At 49.6% G+C, this 20,568-nt stretch carries 14 protein-coding genes; 6 read left to right on the top strand and 8 right to left on the bottom strand.

Annotation, left to right across the window (positions count from 1 at the left end; translation table 11 throughout):
* Position 1: 1 nt before the first annotated feature.
* Entirely contained in the window at positions 2-859 is an 858-nt protein-coding gene (locus H8L47_RS19720; protein ID WP_186955317.1) for an HDOD domain-containing protein, read from the bottom strand.
* A 267-nt stretch (positions 860-1,126) separates the two neighbouring features.
* Between H8L47_RS19720 and H8L47_RS19715 the strand changes: the two genes are divergently transcribed.
* Positions 1,127-1,402 carry a hypothetical protein gene (locus H8L47_RS19715; protein WP_186955316.1) on the top strand — a complete coding sequence of 92 codons (276 nt, stop codon included), beginning with the start codon at positions 1,127-1,129 and terminating at the stop codon, positions 1,400-1,402.
* A gap of 52 nt (positions 1,403-1,454) precedes the next feature.
* On the opposite strand, the gene pyrF is transcribed toward H8L47_RS19715, so the two are convergent.
* Entirely contained in the window at positions 1,455-2,273 is an 819-nt protein-coding gene (gene pyrF, locus H8L47_RS19710; protein ID WP_186955315.1) for an orotidine-5'-phosphate decarboxylase, read from the bottom strand.
* Between the two features lie 171 nt (positions 2,274-2,444).
* Here pyrF and H8L47_RS19705 point away from each other — a divergent pair, with 171 nt between their 5' ends.
* The 5 genes from H8L47_RS19705 (at position 2,445) to H8L47_RS19685 (ending at position 5,310) form a co-directional block, all read left to right on the top strand.
* On the top strand, positions 2,445-2,897 hold the full coding sequence (locus H8L47_RS19705; RefSeq protein ID WP_186955314.1) for a MarR family winged helix-turn-helix transcriptional regulator: 453 nt from the start codon (positions 2,445-2,447) through the stop codon (positions 2,895-2,897).
* A gap of 164 nt (positions 2,898-3,061) precedes the next feature.
* On the top strand, positions 3,062-3,481 hold the full coding sequence (locus H8L47_RS19700) for an organic hydroperoxide resistance protein (protein ID WP_186955313.1): 420 nt from the start codon (positions 3,062-3,064) through the stop codon (positions 3,479-3,481).
* 287 nt (positions 3,482-3,768) lie between these two features.
* Positions 3,769-4,161: a hypothetical protein gene (locus H8L47_RS19695; protein ID WP_186955312.1), complete on the top strand. Its 393-nt coding sequence runs from the start codon at positions 3,769-3,771 to the stop codon at positions 4,159-4,161.
* Complete coding sequence (locus tag H8L47_RS19690; protein WP_186955311.1) at positions 4,158-4,349, top strand: helix-turn-helix transcriptional regulator; 192 nt, start codon at positions 4,158-4,160, stop codon at positions 4,347-4,349. The genes H8L47_RS19695 and H8L47_RS19690 overlap by 4 nt, the downstream gene beginning before the upstream one ends.
* A gap of 160 nt (positions 4,350-4,509) precedes the next feature.
* Positions 4,510-5,310 carry an alpha/beta fold hydrolase gene (locus H8L47_RS19685; RefSeq protein ID WP_186955310.1) on the top strand — a complete coding sequence of 267 codons (801 nt, stop codon included), beginning with the start codon at positions 4,510-4,512 and terminating at the stop codon, positions 5,308-5,310.
* A 78-nt stretch (positions 5,311-5,388) separates the two neighbouring features.
* On the opposite strand, the gene H8L47_RS19680 is transcribed toward H8L47_RS19685, so the two are convergent.
* The 6 genes from H8L47_RS19680 to H8L47_RS19655 all read right to left on the bottom strand — a co-directional run bounded on the left by H8L47_RS19680 (position 5,389) and on the right by H8L47_RS19655 (position 20,395).
* The gene (locus H8L47_RS19680) at positions 5,389-5,838 is read right to left on the bottom strand and encodes a copper chaperone PCu(A)C (protein WP_186955309.1); all 450 of its coding nucleotides are present in this window, start codon (positions 5,836-5,838) and stop codon (positions 5,389-5,391) included.
* A 36-nt stretch (positions 5,839-5,874) separates the two neighbouring features.
* The gene (locus tag H8L47_RS19675) at positions 5,875-6,450 is read right to left on the bottom strand and encodes an SCO family protein (protein WP_186955308.1); all 576 of its coding nucleotides are present in this window, start codon (positions 6,448-6,450) and stop codon (positions 5,875-5,877) included.
* 94 nt (positions 6,451-6,544) lie between these two features.
* Positions 6,545-6,961 carry a DUF2946 domain-containing protein gene (locus tag H8L47_RS19670; protein ID WP_186955307.1) on the bottom strand — a complete coding sequence of 139 codons (417 nt, stop codon included), beginning with the start codon at positions 6,959-6,961 and terminating at the stop codon, positions 6,545-6,547.
* Between the two features lie 137 nt (positions 6,962-7,098).
* Positions 7,099-17,685: a putative Ig domain-containing protein gene (locus H8L47_RS30105; RefSeq protein WP_186955306.1), complete on the bottom strand. Its 10,587-nt coding sequence runs from the start codon at positions 17,683-17,685 to the stop codon at positions 7,099-7,101.
* Between the two features lie 14 nt (positions 17,686-17,699).
* On the bottom strand, positions 17,700-18,827 hold the full coding sequence (locus H8L47_RS19660; RefSeq protein WP_186955305.1) for a hypothetical protein: 1,128 nt from the start codon (positions 18,825-18,827) through the stop codon (positions 17,700-17,702).
* 134 nt (positions 18,828-18,961) lie between these two features.
* On the bottom strand, positions 18,962-20,395 hold the full coding sequence (locus tag H8L47_RS19655; RefSeq protein ID WP_186955304.1) for an HlyD family type I secretion periplasmic adaptor subunit: 1,434 nt from the start codon (positions 20,393-20,395) through the stop codon (positions 18,962-18,964).
* Positions 20,396-20,568 lie beyond the last annotated feature (173 nt).

Here is a 20,568-nt window from a genome sequence, read left to right as displayed (position 1 = left end):
TCTAGTTAATCGCTTTCAGAACCAGCGCCAGTTCAGTTCTGGTTTCCTGCATCAGGGCATCGATGTTATCTTTATCGATATTCAGCACTTTGAAACTGGCTGGCACGGTATTCCAGTCCAGCTCTGCGATACTTTCATCGACAAAATGTGCATCCAGAAAATCTGCCACCACCACGACGTCTATCAAGGCTATTTTATGTGTTGCACCTGGCTGATGATCGCGGTGATCCAGCACCGCTACCCGAATATCTTCAGAAATCTCCCAGTCTTCCAAAATTGCACTGCCTATGCTGGCATGCCAGTGATCAATCAAATCCCACAAAACCTGTTCTGAGCTAAACAATTCCTGATAATGATTGGCGCGATTCAAAATATAGAATTTGCCTATATCGTGCAACAACCCGGCCAACATGGCCTTGTCAGCACTGAGGCGTGTATAAGTTCTGGCAATCACCATGGACAGGGCTGCCACACGCAAGCTGCGCCGCCACAAACCATCCATTTGCGCTGACAGGCTGCCATTGTATTTATTCTCTGCCAGTTGCTTCATGCCTATGGAAATGGCGATATTGCGTATTGCAGAAAATCCCAACAAATTGGTCGCGGCACGCAGATCACCGATTTTTCGCCCCTGGGGATTGAACATGACAGAATTACTCAAATACAGCACTTTGGCTGACAAGACGGGCTCAGTACCGATGATACGTGCAACCATGTCGGTCGAAATATCAGGCTGGCTCAGTGCCTTCCTTATCTTCATGGTCGCACTAAGGGATGTAGGGAACACCAGCTTTTTAGCAGACAACTCTGCTGTAAATGCTTCCAGAAAAGCGAATTCGGTAGTTTTTTGGTCTGTCATGATAGCAATAAGAATGCCGACGATTTTTTATTGTACCTTGGCAAATCCTTTTTTTAAGGCTTGGCAACGCCTGCTTACATGATTTTTCAATTCCAACCTTGACTAGCTAGATCTGGGTGGATGAAATCTATCCCTTCATCATGCTTATGCCACCGCTTGATCCTGCCTACATGCATTTCGTCGCAAAGCTGCAGCCAGCATAATTGCGAAAGCATATTCTGTATCCATTGCAGCACTGACTAACACAAAGAAACCAAGGAAACCAAGATGAGCTCTACTCAAATCGACCAAATCTTAATATTGCTGCGTAAAAGCGCCCATGAGTTTTATTATTTTTGCCGCAAAGCCTTTGTCGCAGCGATGGCCTTGCCGCTGCCGCATTTACTGGTGATATGCCTGGGAATTGCGGTCGCCCTGATGATTTTGCCACTGGCATTGAGCATTTTCATTGCCTTCATGATCTTCAAGCTCATCGTCATCTTGCTGGCAATTCATCTTAAAGAAAACCAGCAGCAGGCAAATCAACTACATAAAGAGCCATAAACGCGGGATTTGTGCCGGGGTCGCGTACAACTATTCCGGCACTGATATTAAATTAACGATAAAGATTAATTTCGTCCCGCGTTTCCAGGGCAACACGGCGGATAGCCCCTGCCGCGCTTTCGGTGGCGACAGGCTTGGCATACAAAATGGCGCGTGAAGAATTAATCATCATCCCTGCGCCCGCTGCCGTTTTGCCTGCCTGTACAGTAGCCGCCACATCCCCACCTTGTGCGCCTATACCAGGCACCAGCAAGGGCATATCGCCGATCACTTCACGTACCTGTGCCAGCTCTTTCGGGAAAGTGGCACCAACCACCAGCGCACACTGGCCATTGGTATTCCATTTATCGGCCACCAACTGGGCAACATGCTGATACAGAGGCTTGCCGCCAACATCAAGAAATTGCAGGTCCGAGCCGCCAGCGTTTGATGTGCGGCATAGCACGATAGCCCCGCGGTCTTTCCATTCCAGATAAGGTGCGACGGAATCAAAACCCATATAAGGATTGACTGTCACAGCGTCGGCGTCATAACGCTCGAAAGCTTCACGTGCATACTGTTCTGCTGTGGCACCGATATCGCCACGCTTTGCATCGAGTATCACCGGGATGTGCGGATAAGCAGTCTTGATATAGCGGCAGATTTCTTCCAGCTGATCTTCAGCGCGAAGAGCTGCAAAATAAGCGATTTGCGGTTTAAAAGAGCAAGCCAGGTCAGCCGTGGCATCGACCACCGTTTTACAGAATGCATAAATGGCATCTGGATTGCCCGCCAATTCGGTCGGAAAGCGGCTGACATCTGGATCAAGGCCTACGCATAGCAGGGAATTATTGGCTGTCCAGGCAGCAGAAAGTTTTTCGATGAAAGTCACAGTTTTACCTCTTACAGTGGTGCGTGGCAGTGCACGCGCAATGGGCGACATTATACCTTGCGCAACAGCCAGGAAAGTTCAGGCTTATTTACCTAAACGCCACACGACACCATCAAAAACTGTTTATCATGCCTGCATACCATCGATTCATGAATTTGCCAGAGTGCCAAAATGAAAACACCCGCAGGAAAACCCGTCAACATGCTGGCACTGGAAAATCAATTTTGCTTCGCCCTGTATTCATCCTCCCTCGCACTTACCAAGGCTTACAAGCCCATCCTTGATGCCCTGGGCCTGACGTATCCGCAATACCTCGTCATGCTGGTCTTATGGGAGCAGGATGATGTGCTGGTGAAAGACATAGGCCATGCCCTGTTCCTTGATTCCGGCACACTGACTCCCTTGCTGAAACGCCTGGAAGCCAACGGCCTGTTGCAACGCCACCGCGACAAGAACGACGAGCGCCAGGTCAGGATCACTTTGACACCAGCAGGCAAGGATCTGCGAAATGCCGCCCTCGATATTCCGCAAAAAATCCTTTGCGCCAGCGGACAAAGCAAGGAAACCCTGATGGACTTGCGCAGCCAGCTCAGTGATTTACGCAATGAATTATTAAATCCTTAACATTTGCTATAGATTGAACTACTCTGGCTTACTGATGCTATCGCGTTGATAGAAAAAGACAATCGCAATTTAAATTGCGTACAATTAAATTGTTCGCTATAGTTCATCCATCGACTCAGCAGTCGAATTCAATAAACCGATTAAATTCATATCAGGAGTTCACCATGCAAGTACTTTACACAGCAAATGCAACAGCAACTGGCGGTCGTGATGGCCGCGCCGTTTCAAGCGACAATCAACTTTCCGTCAAATTGACAACACCAAAAGAACTTGGTGGTGCAGGCGGCGAAGGTACTAACCCTGAGCAATTGTTTGCTGCCGGTTACTCTGCCTGTTTTATCGGTGCCATGAAATTTGTTGCTGCCGCTGGCAAAATCGCCCTGCCAGCTGATGTTTCCGTGAATGGCCTGGTTGGCATAGGCCCGAATGGCAAAGGCGGTTTTGGACTGGCCGTGACTTTGAACATCAGCCTGCCAGGCATGGACCGCGCTGCAGCAGAAGCACTGGTACACAAGGCACATGAAGTTTGCCCCTACTCCAACGCGACACGCGGCAACATCGAAGTGACATTGAATATCGTGTAATTTTGGGGCTGTTGAGCCCAAAGAAACAAGCAACCAGGCTTGCAGAATGATTGTTCTGCAAGCCTTTTTCATTTTGCCCTTGCCCCAATTCGGCTAAAAATCACCCGCAATGTAAAGTGTGCTTGACATGTTTCTTTTTTGAGATATGATGACAAGCATGCTTTACATCCATTGAGATAAAACTCCGTGCTGAATTGAATTCAGCCATGCCCGCTTCCAGGGCATTTTTTATGCCTCAGCATGTAAAGCAAACTTTACTTATCCCATCTACCAGTCTGGAGAAAACCATGCGTGAGAAACAAGCCAAGGCCCTTTATTTCCGCGAGCTGTTTGCGACACTAGGCCTGTATTGCCTCTTTGTATCGGTCAGCAGCATCTACGCGGACTCAGTTCAGGCTGGGCCGTTGCGCAGCCTGCTGATTGCCAGCCCCATCCTGCCAGCTTTGTTGATGGTGTGGACCATCATCCGCCAATTCCAGCGCATGGATGAATATGTACGCATCTGGTCCCTGGAAAACCTGGGCATGGGCGCAGCATTCACAGCCGCCTTCTCCCTCAGCTATGGTTTCATGGAAATCACCGGCTTCCCCAGGCTTAGCATGTTTGCGACCTGGTCTTTGATCATGGGGTCGTGGGGTGTGATTACCTGTCTGCGCAGCTGGAAAGAAAAGTCGCAATGAAAAACATCGTCAGGGAATTGCGCACCCAGCGTGAATGGAGCCAGGCCCAGTTGGCCGACCTGCTGGAAGTATCACGCCAGACAGTAAATGCGATCGAGACTGGCCGTTACGACCCCAGCCTGCCGCTAGCGTTTAGCATAGCAAAACTGTTCCAGCTACCGATAGAAAAAATATTCGAAGCTGAATAAAACAAGGCTAGTAAAGCAGCCCGTTTCATCCTGAAAACTCAAGAGACCTCTTATCATGCACATCAAGAACTTCATTCGCGCATTCACTTACAGCGCATTCTGTTTATTCTGTTCCATATCCCATGCAGTTGAGGCGGTAAATCATTTTCAAGCAGGCAGCATGCATGTAGAGCGCCATGGCAAGCAGGGGACACCCATGATACTGATACCCGGTCTTGCTAGCGGCGCCTGGGTGTGGCAAGACACAGTCCGGCAACTGGAAAAAGATCATGTCCTGTATGTCGTCACCCTGGCCGGGTTTGATGGGCAAGCTGCGACTGAAGGCCCGCTGCTGGAAAAAGCCAGGGCATCACTGCTTGACTTGATACAGACGCAAAAAATCGACAAACCCGTACTACTCGGCCACAGCATAGGTGCCACGCTGGCAATCTGGTTTGCCCAGCAACATAGTGAATTAATACGTGGCGTCATTGCGGTAGATGGTTTGCCAATTTCCCCCGGCACCGAGAACACGCCTGCAGACCAGCGCCCCGCCCTGGCGGCCCGCTTTAAAACACAAATGACAGCGCCAACCCCGGAAATATTCGCGGCGATGCAGTTGCAGTACATGCGTACGATGGGTGTGATTGATGAAAAACTCGCGCAAAGCGCAGCAAGACACACCAGCAAGAGCGACCCGGTAGCCACAGCCAACTATGCCAGTGAAATCGTCGCCATGGATTTACGCAAGGACATGCACAAAGTCCTGGTGCCCTTGCTGGAAATATCCCCTTACTACGCAACCGATTTTGCCTCGCGCAATATCAGCCTGGAAGCCAAGAATGCTTACTACCTATCCCTGCTGCACGGCGCCCCCCAATTGCAAGTCGTCGCCATTAACCATTCTCGTCATTTCCCCATGCTGGATCAACCCCAGGCATTTGCTGAAGCACTCAATCAGTTCTTGAAAACCGTGCAATGAGTTTGCGCCGTATGTATCAATAAAAAATCCCTTGCACTATCACGGCGCAAGGGATTTTTAGCTTCAGCATGCACTACATCAATGATGTGCCGTCTGATTCAAAGGCTTGGCAGTAGCCTTGATTTCTATGGTTTCACGCTTCTTGTCCTTGCCTTCAACAACCAGGGTGACAGGTACTACATCGCCATCCTTGACCTGGGCTTTCAAGTCCAGCAGCATGATGTGATAGGAACCTGGCTTGAGTTCTACCACCTTGCCGGCAGGCAGGTCCAGGGTATCGATAGCGCGCATCTTCATCACATTGTCGGCCATTTCCATTTTGTGGATTTCGACAACACCTGCCACAGGCGAACGCACTTCCAGCAAGCGTGCGTCCTTGACGGACTTGATTTGCATAAAAGCACCCGTTGCCTTTTGCTGCGCCACAGTTGCGCGTACCCAGGCGTCACTGACCGTAACCTGCGCCTGAGCAGAAATAGCCAACACGGAAGCAGCAACTGCCATCATGATTTTGTTGATATTGTTCATAGTCTTTTCCTTAAAATTAATTTGCAAATTCGTAGTTCAGGCAGCCATCAGTGCACGCAAATCTGCCGCACATTGTTCTGCTGTTTGTTCATGCTTTAAAGCCAGGCGAATTTTTCCCTGAGCATCAAACACATAGCTAATGGAAGTATGGTCCATGGTGTAAGAACTGCCACTGGGCACTTTCTGGTAAAACACCTTGAAGTCAGCCGCGATGTCCTGTGTCTGCTTCAAGTCCCCATACAGGGCCAGGAAGCCAGGGTCAAATGCTTTCATATATTGTGCCAGCAATTCCGGGGTATCCCTTTCCGGGTCTATAGTAATGAAAACCACCTGCAATTGCTCAGCTTTGTCAGCCAATAATTTGCGTATATGCACAGCACGGCTCAAGGCCGTAGGGCAAACATCCGGGCACTGGGTAAAGCCAAAAAATATCAGCAGGCACTTGCCCTTGAAACTGGCCAGGCTGTAGTCCTTGCCATCATGCCCGCGCATGAGAAAATCTTTGGCATAGGCGGCACCAGTAATATCTATACCATTGAAGGCCACAGGCGTGCGGCTGCAAGCCAGCAATGACATGCTGCCCAGTAGCGTCAATACGGAACGACGTTTCATTTCGGTTTCTTTTCTTCATTCACCATCAAGAATGGCGATGGATTGATGTCGTTCTACCCATATAAAACTTTCTACAGGTAGAACAGGAAGTGATTCACATCAGATAGACAGGCGGACCACGCGGCTGCGCCGCAGTCCAGATGAAAACAGCATGAGGGGACTGATAAAACAATGGCGGCGCAACCCATGCCACATTACCCGGCGGCACATCCGCAAACTGCCCAGGCAACAAAAAATCATGGCCCGCATGCGGCACGCAATAAGCACAATGCGCAGCCATATGCTGCTGGTCCTGCGCAGACTTGCCAGCCACCAGCTTGATCAGTTTGCCGGTCACGACATCAATAAATTTGACACCCTCGACACTACAAACCTCCACCACACCAGGCTTGCCAACTGCCCTGACATCCACGACCATCCCGCCAGCCATGGCTGGCAGCAAGCCATTGAACAACAAGGCAAAACAAGCTAGCCATATCGTCAATTGTCTGAGTCGGATAGAAATACGCATGGGCAGATTATAACCAATGCAAGCACAATTGAAAAACAAGTCACCAAAAGACAGGCCAATCAGGCTCAGACAAAAAAAGGGGCGCCTCTACCCATATATAAGCGCCCCTCTCAACTTGCATCCTAACTACATCAAACTCACATCAACAACAAAGCCCCCGTTTCCAGTTGCGGCCTGCTATGCAAAGCCTGGCCCTTGTTATTGTTAAAATCACCAGCAGCCAGGCTGGTCTGAACAACACCCAGACCTATGCCAGTCAGATTGCCATTCAAGCCATACTGGTAACTGAGATCGCCACCGATAGCAACCGTGTTCGAACCGTACAAGTGCGCATCCAGCATCGAGGTCATGACAGCCCATTGATTCAGGCCAGGCGTGGCCGCCAGGCTGGCATCAAACTTCTGGACCAGCTTGGTGAAATCAAACACTTCCACCTTGCTATTTTTGGTCTTGTCAGTTGATGCCGCATCATAATCACCGCCTTCAGTAATGAATTGCAGGCGGTCTACACCACGCAAGCCCTGATTGGCATACCAGTCTTTCAGGGTGATGCTGTCGCCCTGGCCCAGCTTCAACACCAGGTCCATGCCGGATTTGCTCAGTGACAGGTCAGCATATTTAATGCCATTGCCCAGAGAAATCGTATTGCCATTGACCTTGTTGTTTTTGTAGATGTCAGCGCCATCACCACGGTTAAAGGCAAATACATTCATACCCTGGCCTGGGTCTATCGTGTCATTGCCCTTGCCACCGGCATACCAGTGATTGCCGACATTCATGGTAATGGTGTCGTCACCATCACCAGCGTCAACCAGCTTGTTGCCGTAATCACCTGTGATCACATCATTGCCAGCACCACCTTGCACAACGTCATTACCATTGGCCAGCGTAATGGTGTCAACACCGCTACCGCCGTTGACGTAGTCATTGCCATAACCGGCGCTGATGATATCGTCGCCATTGCCGCCATACAGGCTGTCGTCATAGTCACCACCGTCAAGGGTGTCATTGCCATCACCACCATCAAGCATGTCGTTGCCATTGCCGCCGGTCAGCTTGTCGTCACCAGCCCGGCCATACAGGATGTCTATGCCATCACCACCATCCAGCGTGTCCTTGCCTTCGCCGCCATCCAGGGTGTCGTTACCACTGCTGCCATCAAGCAAGTCATCGCCGTCTTCACCATACAAGGCATCATTACCGCTTTGACCGTACAGTCTGTCATTGCCAACACCGCCATAGGCCACGTCTTCGCCATTGCCGCCGTCAAGTTTGTCATTACCATAGCCGCCATACACGGTGTCATTGCCATCGATGCCAAAGATGGTATCGTCATTGCGCCCGCCCCTGACCACTTCTGCTGCATTACCACCATTGACAGTGACTTGCTTGACCAACAGATCATCCCAGCTCACTTGCTTGCCATCGGAGAGGATAAATTTCTCGATAGGGGAAATGACTTTGCCTTGCGCATTAACAGTGACTTCAAAGTCAAGGCCCTGGCTGGCATCCCCTTCAGCATTAATGGCGCGGATTTGGGCAATTTTCTTATTACCTACCGTTGCCACCGAACCGATGAGGTTATCGAGACTTAAACCACTGGCGAAATTGAGGCTGTCAACACCAGCAGTATCACTGATGAAGTCGAGGCCATCGCCCTGAGCATAGAAATACTGGTCATCACCAGCATCACCATTCAAAACGTCATTACCGATACCGCCAGTCAGACTGTCATTGCCTGCACCACCAGACAGGGTGTCAGCACCAGCGCCACCACTCATGACATCTGCAACAGAAGTGCCACTCAAGACGTCTGCTGCATCAGTGCCGCTCAGTCCACCAGGCGTTGCACCTGCAATATGCAGCACCAGTTTGCTGGTTGCTGTCAGACCGCCCTTGTCTTTGACCTGGATGGAAATAGACAAGTCACCCACAGCAGCATGATCAGGCGTGCCGTTCAGGATTTTAGTCTGCGCATCAAATGTCAGCCAGTCTGGCAATGGCTTGCCATCTGCCATGGTCGCGCTATAAGTCAACACATCACCCGCATCTGCATCGGTAAAGCTACCCGCTGGCAAGGCAAAGCTGAAGGCTGCTTTCTCCGTCAAGGTCTGGTCAGCCAAAGTCTTGGCAGCGACTGGCGCAGTATTCGGTGCGACATATTCTGCCACATGCAAGTTCAGCGCTGTTTTAGCTGTCAGCCCCCCCTTATCCGTGACTGCGATCGACAATGACAAATCACCTACCGCATAATGATCTGGCGTGCCGCTCAGGGTCTTGCTGACAGGGTTAAATGTCAGCCAGCCTGGCAGAGGTTTACCGTCTGCCAGGGTGACGCTATAAGTCAGCACGTCGTCAGCATCTGCATCCTTGAATGTGCCTGCTGGTATGGCATAGCTAAAGACAGCATTCTCTGTCACGGCTTGATCTGACAGGGTTTTGACGACGACTGGCGCAGTATTTGGTGCGACATATTCCGCCACGTGCAGATTCAAGTTTGTCTTCGCTGTCAGGCCGCCTTTGTCCTTGGCGACAATAGACAAAGACAAATCGCCCACCGCAGCATGATCTGGCGTGCCGCTCAAAGTTTTGGTGATGGCATCAAACGTCAACCAGGCTGGCAGTGCCTTGCCATCAGCCAGAGTGACGCTATAGCCCAATACATCGCCCTTGTCAGCATCAGCAAAGAGCGTATCAGGGATAACGAGCGTAAAGACTTTTTTCTCAGCCAGCGTCTGGTCTGCCAGGCTCGCCTTGACCTCTGGTGCAGTGTTGGCATCAGCTTCTGCAATCACTTTCAAACTGAAATCCAGGCTGGCAGCAAGCTGCCCTTCATCTTTGGCAGTGACCCTGACAGACAGATCGCCGACGTTGTCGTGCCCCGGCGTACCTGTCAATGTCTTTGTCTTAGCATCAAATGTCAGCCAGGCAGGCAAGGCGTCACCATTGGCCAGACTAATGCTATAGCGCAGCACATCACCCACATTGGCATCACTAAATAACTGATCAGGCAACGTCAAACTGAATGCCTTCTTCTCAGTGATTTTTTGTTCTGCAATCGTACCTGTCACAGTCGGTGCAATATTGCTGCCCAGGGAAGGCCGTGCAGGGGCGCGTCGCAACATTTCATCAAGACTGAGCTTGCTGCCATCGGCAAACTCGAAGGTTTCGATACCGAAATTCTTACCCTCATCACCATTGGCGAGCACGATGCGTACACCCTTACCCTGGCCCCAGGAAATATTCAAGGTCTGGTGCGGGGTATCGGCCTCAAAAAGCCCCCACGAGAATTGCAGGTCACTCAAATTAATACCCGCCTCGAAGATCACCGTATCTTTTGGTAAATTACTCTGATCGATATCGACGTCAAATGCCCCCTCAGCCGGGAATTGCATGCTGGTCCGGTTGGCCACGCCAGAATCATAAATCACATCCCAGCCGTCATCACCGGCAGACAAACGATACCAGTCCCCCTGCGCGCCACCGTTCATGAAATCATTGCCATCGCCACCGATGATGTCATCGCGACCGCCTGTACCCAGCAAGGTATCGTCGCCCGCGCCACCATATACCAGGCAACCAGACGCACCATCATCGTTTTGATAGAAGACAGTTTCCACATCATTGCGGCTGGCATTAAAGTCCTGAATTTTGGGATTGAACAAAGTCCATTTGACCCATTCCTGTAAAGGGCCGAACTTGCTGATCCCGCTATCAACAAAGTCATCACCGTCACCAGCGTCAATGATTTGATAACCAGTGGCGTCCCAACCGCCAGCTGCATAGCTGTACAAGATATGATTGTTTGAGCCACCCGCACGGATGTCTTCCATGCTCATGGAGATCGTCGTAGTTTTTTGAACATGACGTTCATACACCGTGGTCGCGACTGAACCAGCATTGGCCACATAGGTAGATGGCAAGTGTTGATATTGATTAAAATACCCAATCTCTTTCTTGACTTCGCCAGTAACAGGATCGATCTTATCGACATAAATTGGCATACTACCTGACGGGTTATCAAAACCGACACTAGTCTTTCGTAATTCATCCAATTCTATCTTGCGCACCAGGACCGGATCTTTACTTACATATTTGCCATACGACATTTGGACAGTTGTACTGGTCGTCACATCACCCAGCACTGTCGTCGCTATGTCACGAAACGGGTTCAACGCAGTAATTTCTGCCTCGTCTGAAATGGTTTTGCTGATCGTCGGCGTGAGTGTGATAACTCTATTGCTCTCACTTACCCAAACGCCGCCATCAGAGTAGTTGCTGACATTGGTTACCCCAGCGCTATTTCCGACAGCGAGATACTTTTGATGGGCCGCCAGGAACTTAGTGCGATATTGCTCAATTTTTTGCGCACTGCTACTGCCCGGTGTGACTGGCGACGATGCGGCCATTACACTGGCGACAGAAGCAAGGCTGCCCGTCGCCGTCCTGATATTCCACTGCGCACCACTGGCAAAATAATTATTCACTGTCAAGCCATCGTCACTACCATTGATGCTCACATATAAGTTGTCACCCTGCCGTTGCACCGTCAGGTCGCTCAATGTGACACCTGCTTTCAGGCTGATCAGGTTGCTTTCAACTTCCACTTCCAGAACCACATCCTGGCCATCACCCCGGCCAAACAAATAGGTGTCCATGCCATGGCCGCCAGACAGCAGATCATTGCCGGCACCGCCATCAATAACATCACTGCCCTTGCCGCCATAAATCTTGTCGCTGGCGACAGAGCCATTCAGGGCGAGTGCATCAGCAAAAACCATATCCATGAACTGGTTATGTTTGAGCAAGCTGCCATCCGCAAACTGATACGAAGTATTTGCCAGACTCACACCATCTTTCAGTAGTATCTGGTCACCCGCATTACCGATTTGAACTTGCAAGTAAGTGCCGTCTGATTTTGTCAACACATGTGCTTGCAAATCAGACATCTGTATGCCAGCTGCAAACCTGATTGTGCTCTTGCCCTCAGCATCAACGATGGTATCAACTCCATCGCCTTTCTTGGACAGATAGGTATCGTCCCCAGCACCACCTAGCAAGGTATCATTACCAGCACCACCAGACAGCGTGTCATGCCCCCCAAGGGCCTCGATGACATCGTTGCCTTTGCCACCAGTCAAACGATCGCCATTGCCAGTGCCGTTCAGTGTTTGCGCACCACCCTTTAGCGCCAGGATGTCGTCGTGGCCAAGCTTGCTGCCGTCAGCAAATTCATATGTCCCGATGATACCGTTGGCCCCGGCAAGTATTGTTACCTGGTCAGTATCGCCATAGGCAATGATCAAGTCCGCACCATCTTCGCTCACACTGACGCGCAATTGATCCGCCCTGATGCCCGCACCAAAACGCAAGATATCGAGAGAGCTGCTGGCGCTATCCTTATTGCCGCCATCAACTACCGTATCTTTGCCGTCGCCGAGATTGAACACATAGGTATCGTCGCCATAATCGTCGATCATCCGGTCGTCACCAGCACCGCCCTGGTAAGTATCGTCACCGTACCCGCCCAGCAGGATGCCATTGCCTGCACCATCCACCAGGCTGTCGTTACCATAACCAGCATTGAGCACATTATTACCCTGGCCGCCTTGCAGCACATCGTCATCTTCACCGCCAAACAACCTGTCGTTGCCTGCACCGCCTGTCAACGTGTCATTACCTTCGTCACCAAAGAACAAGTCGTCACCCTGGCCACCGGTGATGCTGTCATCACCAGCCAGACCATGTATGCGTGCGCCGCCGTCAACAGCCGTGATCTGGTCATTGCCAGGCGTGCCATCCACGGCAACCACAACGGCAGGCCCCAGTTTGGCAATGGCTTCCTTGTTCAGGACACTACCATCGCTAAAACTGATACTGCTGATCTTGTCGAGATTATTTTTACCGTTTTGTATTGTGATGGTGTTAGTGCCGCTCTTGAATACCAGGTCTTGCGGATTAACCGCGCTGATCAGACTAAAGTCGGTAGTGCTAAAGCCTGCACCTAGCTTCAGCACCGTGTCGCCACTGGCATCCTTGATCAAGACATCGACAGGGCTGTTGCCCTGCTTGCTGATGTAATAGCTATCATCACCAGCGCCACCATCCATGGTGTCTGATTCGCCGCCATACAGGCTGTCATTACCCGCAGCACCCAGCATGCTGTCATTGCCGCTTGTGCCATAGATGCGGTCATCCACCGAGCTGCCCTGCAAGACATTGTTGCCGTTCACCGCCGTTGCCTGCTTCACGTCCACACCTTTTGCCAGCAACTCGGTATAACTCAGGCTGCTATTGTCCGCAAACACCACCTTGTCCAGCGCGCGGCTGGACTGCAAATCCTGGATATCCGTCGCCGACAATTTGATGGAGTCGCCCGACGCCAGTTTCAACTGCAATGAACCACCAACAGTCGTCAGGCTGACATCCTTGGCGGTGATACCCTCGCCCAAGACGATACGATTACCGCCGATTGCGACCTGGCCGCTGGCGCTCAAGCCTGCATCATTGATGTCGTCGTTGCCGTCGCCTGCCCTGAAGATGTAAGTATTATTGCCGTTGCTGCCTGTGATCTTGTCATTAGATAGCCCTGCAGTAACTGTGGTATTGCCACCATCGACGACAATAGCATCGCCACTGAGGCCACCGTTGACAGTATCTCCAGAATTGTGAGATGTAATGTTAGTAGGCGACTCTAAATGATCAAGCAACAATTTTTTCAATTCAACCGTGTGACCATCGGCAAAAATGAATTTGTTCACACTGCCAGAAAAACCATTTTTAATGAGCAAGACGTCACTGTCTGAATATCCAATCGCCATATCGCCATTATCGGTCTTGACGATGCGTATGTCATTTTCGTTGATACTGCCACCAAAGATGATGGTGTTGCCTGTAGCACTATCCTCTATCGTATCGCTATGACCGCCCTCTTGCACTGAGTCACCCAACTCAAAACGATAGGTATCCTCGCCATCGCCGCCCTCCAGCAAGTCAGCGCCAGAGCCGCCGTCCAAAGTATCATTACCACCCTGGCCAAATAACTCATCGTTACCATCACCGCCCTGCAAGTTGTCGGCCCCCTGACTTTGACCAATGACGCCATCATACTCATCGTCACCGTACAGCCTGTCATCACCACTGCCGCCCATCAGCAAATCATTCTCGCTGCCGCCCAGCAGATTGTCATCGCCAGCGCCGCCATCCAGCGTGTCATTACCGGCCTTGGCATCGCCGATATCCTTACCGTCACCGATCACGGTGTCATTCCCGTCACCGCCAATCAGACTATCGTCACCGCCGTTACCTTCAATGAAATCATTCCCGTCACCACCATCCAGCAAGTCCTTGCCATGGTATTTACCTTCGACAGTCTTGAATGAGGCATCACCTTTCATTCTGTCGTCGCCACCGCCACCAGTCAGGGTGTCGTCACCGCCGTCACCTTCCATGTAGTCGTCGCCATCACCGCCATCCATTTTGTCATTGCCATGTTCGCGGCCATCATAGTTGGGAGAAAATTCACCATTTTCATTTTTGGTTACATACAATAGACCGTCTACATACTTAAACCGTTTTATTTCATCGGAAAGATCAAAATCTTCCTTAAGGAAATTAACATCCCTCCAATTAAATACCAGCTTGACGTCTCCAAACATTTTGTCATTACCTTTACCACCAAGCATGACATCTGCACCACCGTAACCAAACAACCCATCATTACCATCTCCACCATCCATGTAGTCACTACCATGGGAAAATACATGTCGATAGTTGCGAACTCCATCAAGCAAAATAGGTGGGTAACCTTGATCAGTGTTATATTGAATTCCATGTCCAGGGTAAAATGGATCTTCAAAAGACATCCAATCACCACTCAACTCATCTTCACCTTCGCCACCAAATAGGATATCGTTATCCCCCCCCGCAACCAAAACATCATCGCCCTCACCTCCGTGCAGTTCATCGACGCTAGCTCCACCAACCAACGTGTCTTTACCACGACCACCATCAAAAAAATTGAAAGAGCCGTCAGACATAGTGGCAAATTGATAAGCGTAACCATGAGCAACATCGAGGTGTGGCTGAAATCCCTTTACTCTGTAAATTCCAACGGTAGTTTTTGATACAAAATCATCACCATCACCTGCAAAAACAGTGTCATTACCAGTATGTGTAGTAAAGAAGTCTTTACCAGCGCTTCCCATTACTAGTGAATCATTGCTAGTTCCGTAAAGAAGGGCATATCCCAAATATTCATCTGACGGTAACGCACTCGTTGCATCTACCCATAGCTTTGTATGGGGTACGAGCACAGTTTTTGCGATATCGCCAGTAGCAACAAACTTAACCCAATCCTCAGATGTCAACTTTTTAAATACGTCGCGGTCTGCCTGAGTTGCTTCATTAACATACATATACGCAACATTTACCGCAAGCTGACTACCCATGGTCAAACCAAGGTCCCCGTTTTTCCAGTTTTTAATAAAAATACGATCCGACTCACTAGAGCCAGGGCTTATTTTTGAAATCACCAGAGCATTACCATCTTTAGAAAATTCGTATTTCTTGTTCTCTGAGATAAAGGCATTTTCTGATATCTGACGGCCACCGACAAGAACATCATCCCCCCATTTGATCGTGCCATCTTTATCTATGATAAGGTCAACGCCGTCACCATCTTTAAAAACATAGGTATCACTACCAGCACCACCAACCAAAGTGTCATACCCTTGGCCGCCTACCAGCGTATCTCCACCCTCATTGCCTTCGATATAGTCATTACCCTTTGCACCCTTGATACTGTCATTGCCACCGCCACCAAACAAGCTATCAGCCTGGTCGGCACCGACTATATCTGCATCATCCTCACCCGTACCGAAAGTCACATAACGGGCATACATGCCAGCGTCAGGGCCACGCTTGATTTTTATCTTGCTCTGCTTGTCTTCAAAAATAATATCCTGGCTGTTATATGCCGTCGCCGTATCATCGCCGTCGCCATAACCTATGCTGCTGTCATAACGTGCGTCTTCTTTATTGAAGTAGATCTTGCGCTCCAGAAACGCTGCCCTGGCCTGCAAATATTCCTTTGTAATGCCGCCCTTGCCAGTCTCTTCATCGTACAAATCCAGCTCACCATTTTTATTATGGAGAGCATACGTTTCTGCATCGCCAACGATGACAAAAGGATTACCTTCACGTAGAGCGTAACGATAAGCCAGACCCTCGTCATTTTTTTGACTGGCCTTGCTTTGCATTCCACTGCCGTCGGAAGCGGCAAGACTGATCAGCTTGGCTTTGCCTTGCAGTGCTGTGTATTTTTTGCTATTTAACACCGCATCCAGTTTGTTATAAAACTCCTGACGCTTCTGATAGTCACCGTAACCACCGGCCTTGCTGTTTGGCTCGGTCTTGTCTGTCAATCCCAGGAAAAGCTTGCGCATGCTGTCAAGGACTTGCTCTAAAGTATCGGCCTCAATTGCGTGCTCCTTATTCAGACCTGCCCATCCCTTGGCTCTTTGATTCGATGCTGAAGAGAAGATATTTCCAAAACCTTTGTAATCAATCAAACTACCACTTTCTGGCTGCAATTGATCCAGCGCATCCATTATCGCTAAGCTATCGACTATCAAGATAATGGAATGCGTATTACCGAAATCCCCTATCAACATTCCGGTGAGATCAGGCAATATGGGTAATCGCCCTAGTAAGCCCTCCACTTGAGGCTGGCCTTCAATAAACAAACTGAACATATTCGTTCCGTGGATACCAGAATTTGCCACTTTTTCCACGTCACCACTCGTAGCATGCCCAAAAATTTGCTGTATAAGACCATCAACTGGCCCAGGTAAACGCTCATCTAAAGGGAGGTTAGCCCGACTTCCAGGGAAACCAATCAGAAAATTTTTCTTTACCCAAAGTGCTGCATATCTATAACTGGCGTCCTCATAAATACTATCCGGCGAAGCTTTGGCCTCCAACTTCATGGGCGTGCGCCCGTTAGACAGTTGAACATATAATTTCATTAGCTCTACATCTGGTGGCTCTCCTGGGCCAAATTTTTGAGGATTCGCTAGCACCTCTTTAAATTTTTCAATAATGGATTTAACATTACCGCTTTCGAATTTTCCACGACCAGGGCTATTAAACAAATAGGTGGCATGTTTTTTTTCGTCATCAAGAATCACATCTGAATGCAATTCAGTAAACACCGTAGCAAGATGCCCTCCTAAAGAGTAGCCTGTGACATTAATTTTTTTACCGAAAAGTATACCGTCAGCTTGTGACAACTTTGCATAATACGCTTCCATGTCAACAATCTGACCATAGGTGAAGCCGCGATAACTCAATTCAGAATCCGCTCCCATCGCATCACGCGTAAAGTCTCCAAACGGTTCCATCTGGTATTCCGTAGAGCGGAATGAAAGTGTATATTCTCCCGTTTTTTTATCTCTGATCACTGCGGCAGAAAAACCACTGGACGTATTACCCAATGCATCGACAACCTCATATTGATCAAGGAATTGCTTTACCTGGATATCTGTCATGCGTGTGCGGCCACGCATATCATCTTCATTTTTTACGACGTCCAGGTTGTTATTTCCAGCCTTCAGAATTTTATCAATATCAAAATGATCTTTCTGCTCTGAATATGATTCAGCAGCCATCTGTTGCAATGCAAATTTGTACCAGATACGGATTTGACTTTCTTTCTTTTCCATTTTCTTCCTTAAAATTATTTTGGTGCATGTATAGGTTTAAGTACGCGCTTCACGAACATGTCTGTCGGATTCGTCATCTCTTGTGAGCAATGCATCGCTGTCATCCACCAGATTTTTGTGCTACGTACAAAACTCCGACGCCATGCCAACACTTCACCAGTTTGAAGATCAAGCACGATCTGCTCACCACCAGATATCCCGTGTTCTCGCAACTTGCTGCCGCCAACGCCTCTCCATGTAAATCCATAGCGAGCTTGTAATTGCTCTGCAGGCTCCGCATTAACGATGTTAGGTTCCATTGCCCCTCTATCCTCTGGATGTGAATTTTCGTCTCTGAAGAAGCGAACATACTTACTTTTTAAGTTGCGGAAATCCAAATTCTTATTTATTCCACTAACAAATATGCTTTGACTGATACTTGGTGTCACCATTTCTAGAAATTGGTACTTTCCTAGTTTTGGTTGAACGTATACTTTCCAAAGCACGGTTGACATACCCCTGGTTGTACTATATGGATCTTCCAACACATACTTATCCTCATACTCTTGATCACTAGGTTCATGAATCGGCCTTATTTCATAAACTCCCTCTACCTTGTCCACAGTTTTGTAAATGACTTCTCCTGCTTCATGCTTACAAAGCCAATGAAAATATTCGAGATCACTGAGTCCATCCGGTTTTTTGGGAACTTCCGTAGCTTTCGGCCATTTGACTGGCAAAATTTCCGGGTTAGGCCAGTACTCGGGATCAGTTTGTCTACGCAACTTATAGGGATCACATACTCCATCACCACGCCCGCCTCTTTCTGCTGAGCGCTTCATGCATTCCAGCCATTCTTTGGGGTTATAACGATCACCAAATTGCTCGCGCTTGTTGATATCAAATGCAGGCATCTGGTTGGCCGCAACTGTTGCGCAGGCTATAAACTTGACTTCACCCAATCCCACATTGCACTTTTTATCTATCCACTCCTGCTGGACTATTGCCATTTCTGCTGGCGTCGCTGCACGTATGCTGCTTGCCCTTGGTGCGCTTTGGCAGGCCGACAGCAGGCTTAATGCAACCATCAGGCTTGCACCATAGACTGTCTTATTTAACTTCAACGCAGCTACACGTTCTGTTTTTTGTATCGAGGTTTTCATATTTTCTTTCTGCTTGAATTATTTGCTTGGTTAAGCGAAAAATTACGGCGTCTCATTCTTTGCAAAATAACTTTGTTACCAAGATCCTTGTTCGTTCTATCCATCATATTATGTATTTGCATTTTAATTAACAATTATCTCTCCCGCCCCGCCTCGCTAACCGCCTTCTTCACCGGCGACAACAAGTACTCCAGCACACTGCGCTTACCCTGATTAATCTCCGCCACCACTTGCATACCCGGCGTGGTGTTGAGTTTGTTCCCCTGCCCATCTATCAGCGTTTGCTGGCTCAGTTGCACTCTGGCTTTATAAGTGGCGATGTTGCTGCTGTTACTGCCGTTACTGTCTGCGCTTTGGTTGCCGTTCTGCCTGCTGGTTTCCGTCGCATCCGCACTGACATGTATCACTTTGCCCTTGAGCATGCCATAACGCTGGAAGGGGTAAGCGGCGAGTTTGATTTGTACTGACTGGCCTACTTGTACAAAACCGACATCTTCGTTCTTGATTTGCACATCGGCATACAGTTGTTCACCTTTGGGGACGAGGGTGAGTACCACGGTACCGGGTTGCACGACTGCACCGGGAGTTGTCGTGGCCAGGTCTTTGATGATGCCGTCTTGCGGGGCCTTGAGTTCCATCAGGCCTTCTTTGTAATTGCTTTTGTCCAGCGTGGGCTGGAGCTGGGCGATGCGTGCGCGGATGTCGGCCAGTTCTTTTTGCAGTTCAGACTGGTAGTTGCTTTGTATCTGGCTGAGTTTTTTTTGTTGGGCATCAATGGTGGCATTGAGTGCGGCAACGCTGGCGTGCTGGGCATCGAGGTCTTTGGACTTTTCCAGTGCTTCGCGCTGTTTGTCGGCGCTGGCGAGGTTGCCGACATAGCCTTCTTTCTCTAGCTTGCTGTAGGCGTCTGCGGTCTTTTTATAGGTGGGCAGGGTTTGTTCAAACTTGCTCAGGATTTCTGTGGCGCTTTTGCGTTCATGCTCGGCCCTGCTGAGCATGGATCTTTCTTGGTCAAGGCTGTCGAGATAGGCTTTGCGGTGGGCGTGGTACTGGCTTTGTACTTGCGCAAAGCGGGTGGCGTCATCGCCTGCCTTGATGAGCATGGGCTGGCTGGCGAGTTCTGCTTCGATGCGGCGTACTTGCAGTTGCTGGCTGGTGAGGTCGCTGCTGATGCTGGTTTTGTCGGCACTGGCGAGAGTGGTGTCCAGCCTGGCCAGGACTTGCCCGGCTTTGACGCTGTCGCCTTCTTGTACCAGGATTTCTTTGAGTACGCCTGCTTCTGCGGGTTGCACGATCTTGACCAGCGTTTGTGGCGTGAGTTTGCCTTCAGCCGTGGCGATGATGTCGAGCTGGCCCAGGGCAGCCCAGAGCAGCAGGATGAAGACGAGTAAGCATACTGCCCACAGGACGATGCGGCCTATGTGGCTGGGTTGCTGGGTTTGTATGAGTTGTAAAGGGTCATGCCAGCGATTGGGTGGGCGCAGGGGGATGACTTTGGCGGTGCTGGGGGCCGTTGGTGTTGCTGCTGGTGTTGCCTGGTCGGGCTGAGGTGGTTGTGCTTGCTGCATGGTTTCTGTTTTGGGTTGTTGGTACTGTTGCGTTGTTCTTTGTTGTCTTGCTGGTGCTGCGTTTATTGGCTGCGCGGCTGCTAATACGATGGATTCCCGCCTGCACGGGAATGACGGGATTTAGGGTTGGGGGTTTTCATATTGTGTCCTTTGTCCGTTTGTCGTATTGGGGC

This window comes from Undibacterium umbellatum, from assembly GCF_014284125.1.
GTDB classification, from domain to species: domain Bacteria; phylum Pseudomonadota; class Gammaproteobacteria; order Burkholderiales; family Burkholderiaceae_D; genus Undibacterium; species Undibacterium umbellatum.
The sequence above is the reverse complement of the archived record's forward strand: the minus strand, read 5'-3'. Positions and strand labels throughout refer to the sequence as shown.

Bases quoted from the DNA above. Each gene is read 5' to 3' on its own strand.
- H8L47_RS19720 (WP_186955317.1), bottom strand. From the start codon at position 859: ATGACAGACCAAAAAACTACCGAATTCGCTTTTCTGGAAGCATTTACA.
- H8L47_RS19715 (WP_186955316.1), top strand. From the start codon at position 1,127: ATGAGCTCTACTCAAATCGACCAAATCTTAATATTGCTGCGTAAAAGC.
- H8L47_RS19705 (WP_186955314.1), top strand. From the start codon at position 2,445: ATGAAAACACCCGCAGGAAAACCCGTCAACATGCTGGCACTGGAAAAT.
- H8L47_RS19700 (WP_186955313.1), top strand. From the start codon at position 3,062: ATGCAAGTACTTTACACAGCAAATGCAACAGCAACTGGCGGTCGTGAT.
- H8L47_RS19695 (WP_186955312.1), top strand. From the start codon at position 3,769: ATGCGTGAGAAACAAGCCAAGGCCCTTTATTTCCGCGAGCTGTTTGCG.
- H8L47_RS19690 (WP_186955311.1), top strand. From the start codon at position 4,158: ATGAAAAACATCGTCAGGGAATTGCGCACCCAGCGTGAATGGAGCCAG.
- H8L47_RS19685 (WP_186955310.1), top strand. From the start codon at position 4,510: ATGCATGTAGAGCGCCATGGCAAGCAGGGGACACCCATGATACTGATA.
- H8L47_RS19680 (WP_186955309.1), bottom strand. From the start codon at position 5,838: ATGAACAATATCAACAAAATCATGATGGCAGTTGCTGCTTCCGTGTTG.
- H8L47_RS19675 (WP_186955308.1), bottom strand. From the start codon at position 6,450: ATGAAACGTCGTTCCGTATTGACGCTACTGGGCAGCATGTCATTGCTG.
- H8L47_RS19670 (WP_186955307.1), bottom strand. From the start codon at position 6,961: ATGCGTATTTCTATCCGACTCAGACAATTGACGATATGGCTAGCTTGT.
- H8L47_RS30105 (WP_186955306.1), bottom strand. From the start codon at position 17,685: ATGGAAAAGAAAGAAAGTCAAATCCGTATCTGGTACAAATTTGCATTG.
- H8L47_RS19660 (WP_186955305.1), bottom strand. From the start codon at position 18,827: ATGAAAACCTCGATACAAAAAACAGAACGTGTAGCTGCGTTGAAGTTA.
- H8L47_RS19655 (WP_186955304.1), bottom strand. From the start codon at position 20,395: ATGCAGCAAGCACAACCACCTCAGCCCGACCAGGCAACACCAGCAGCA.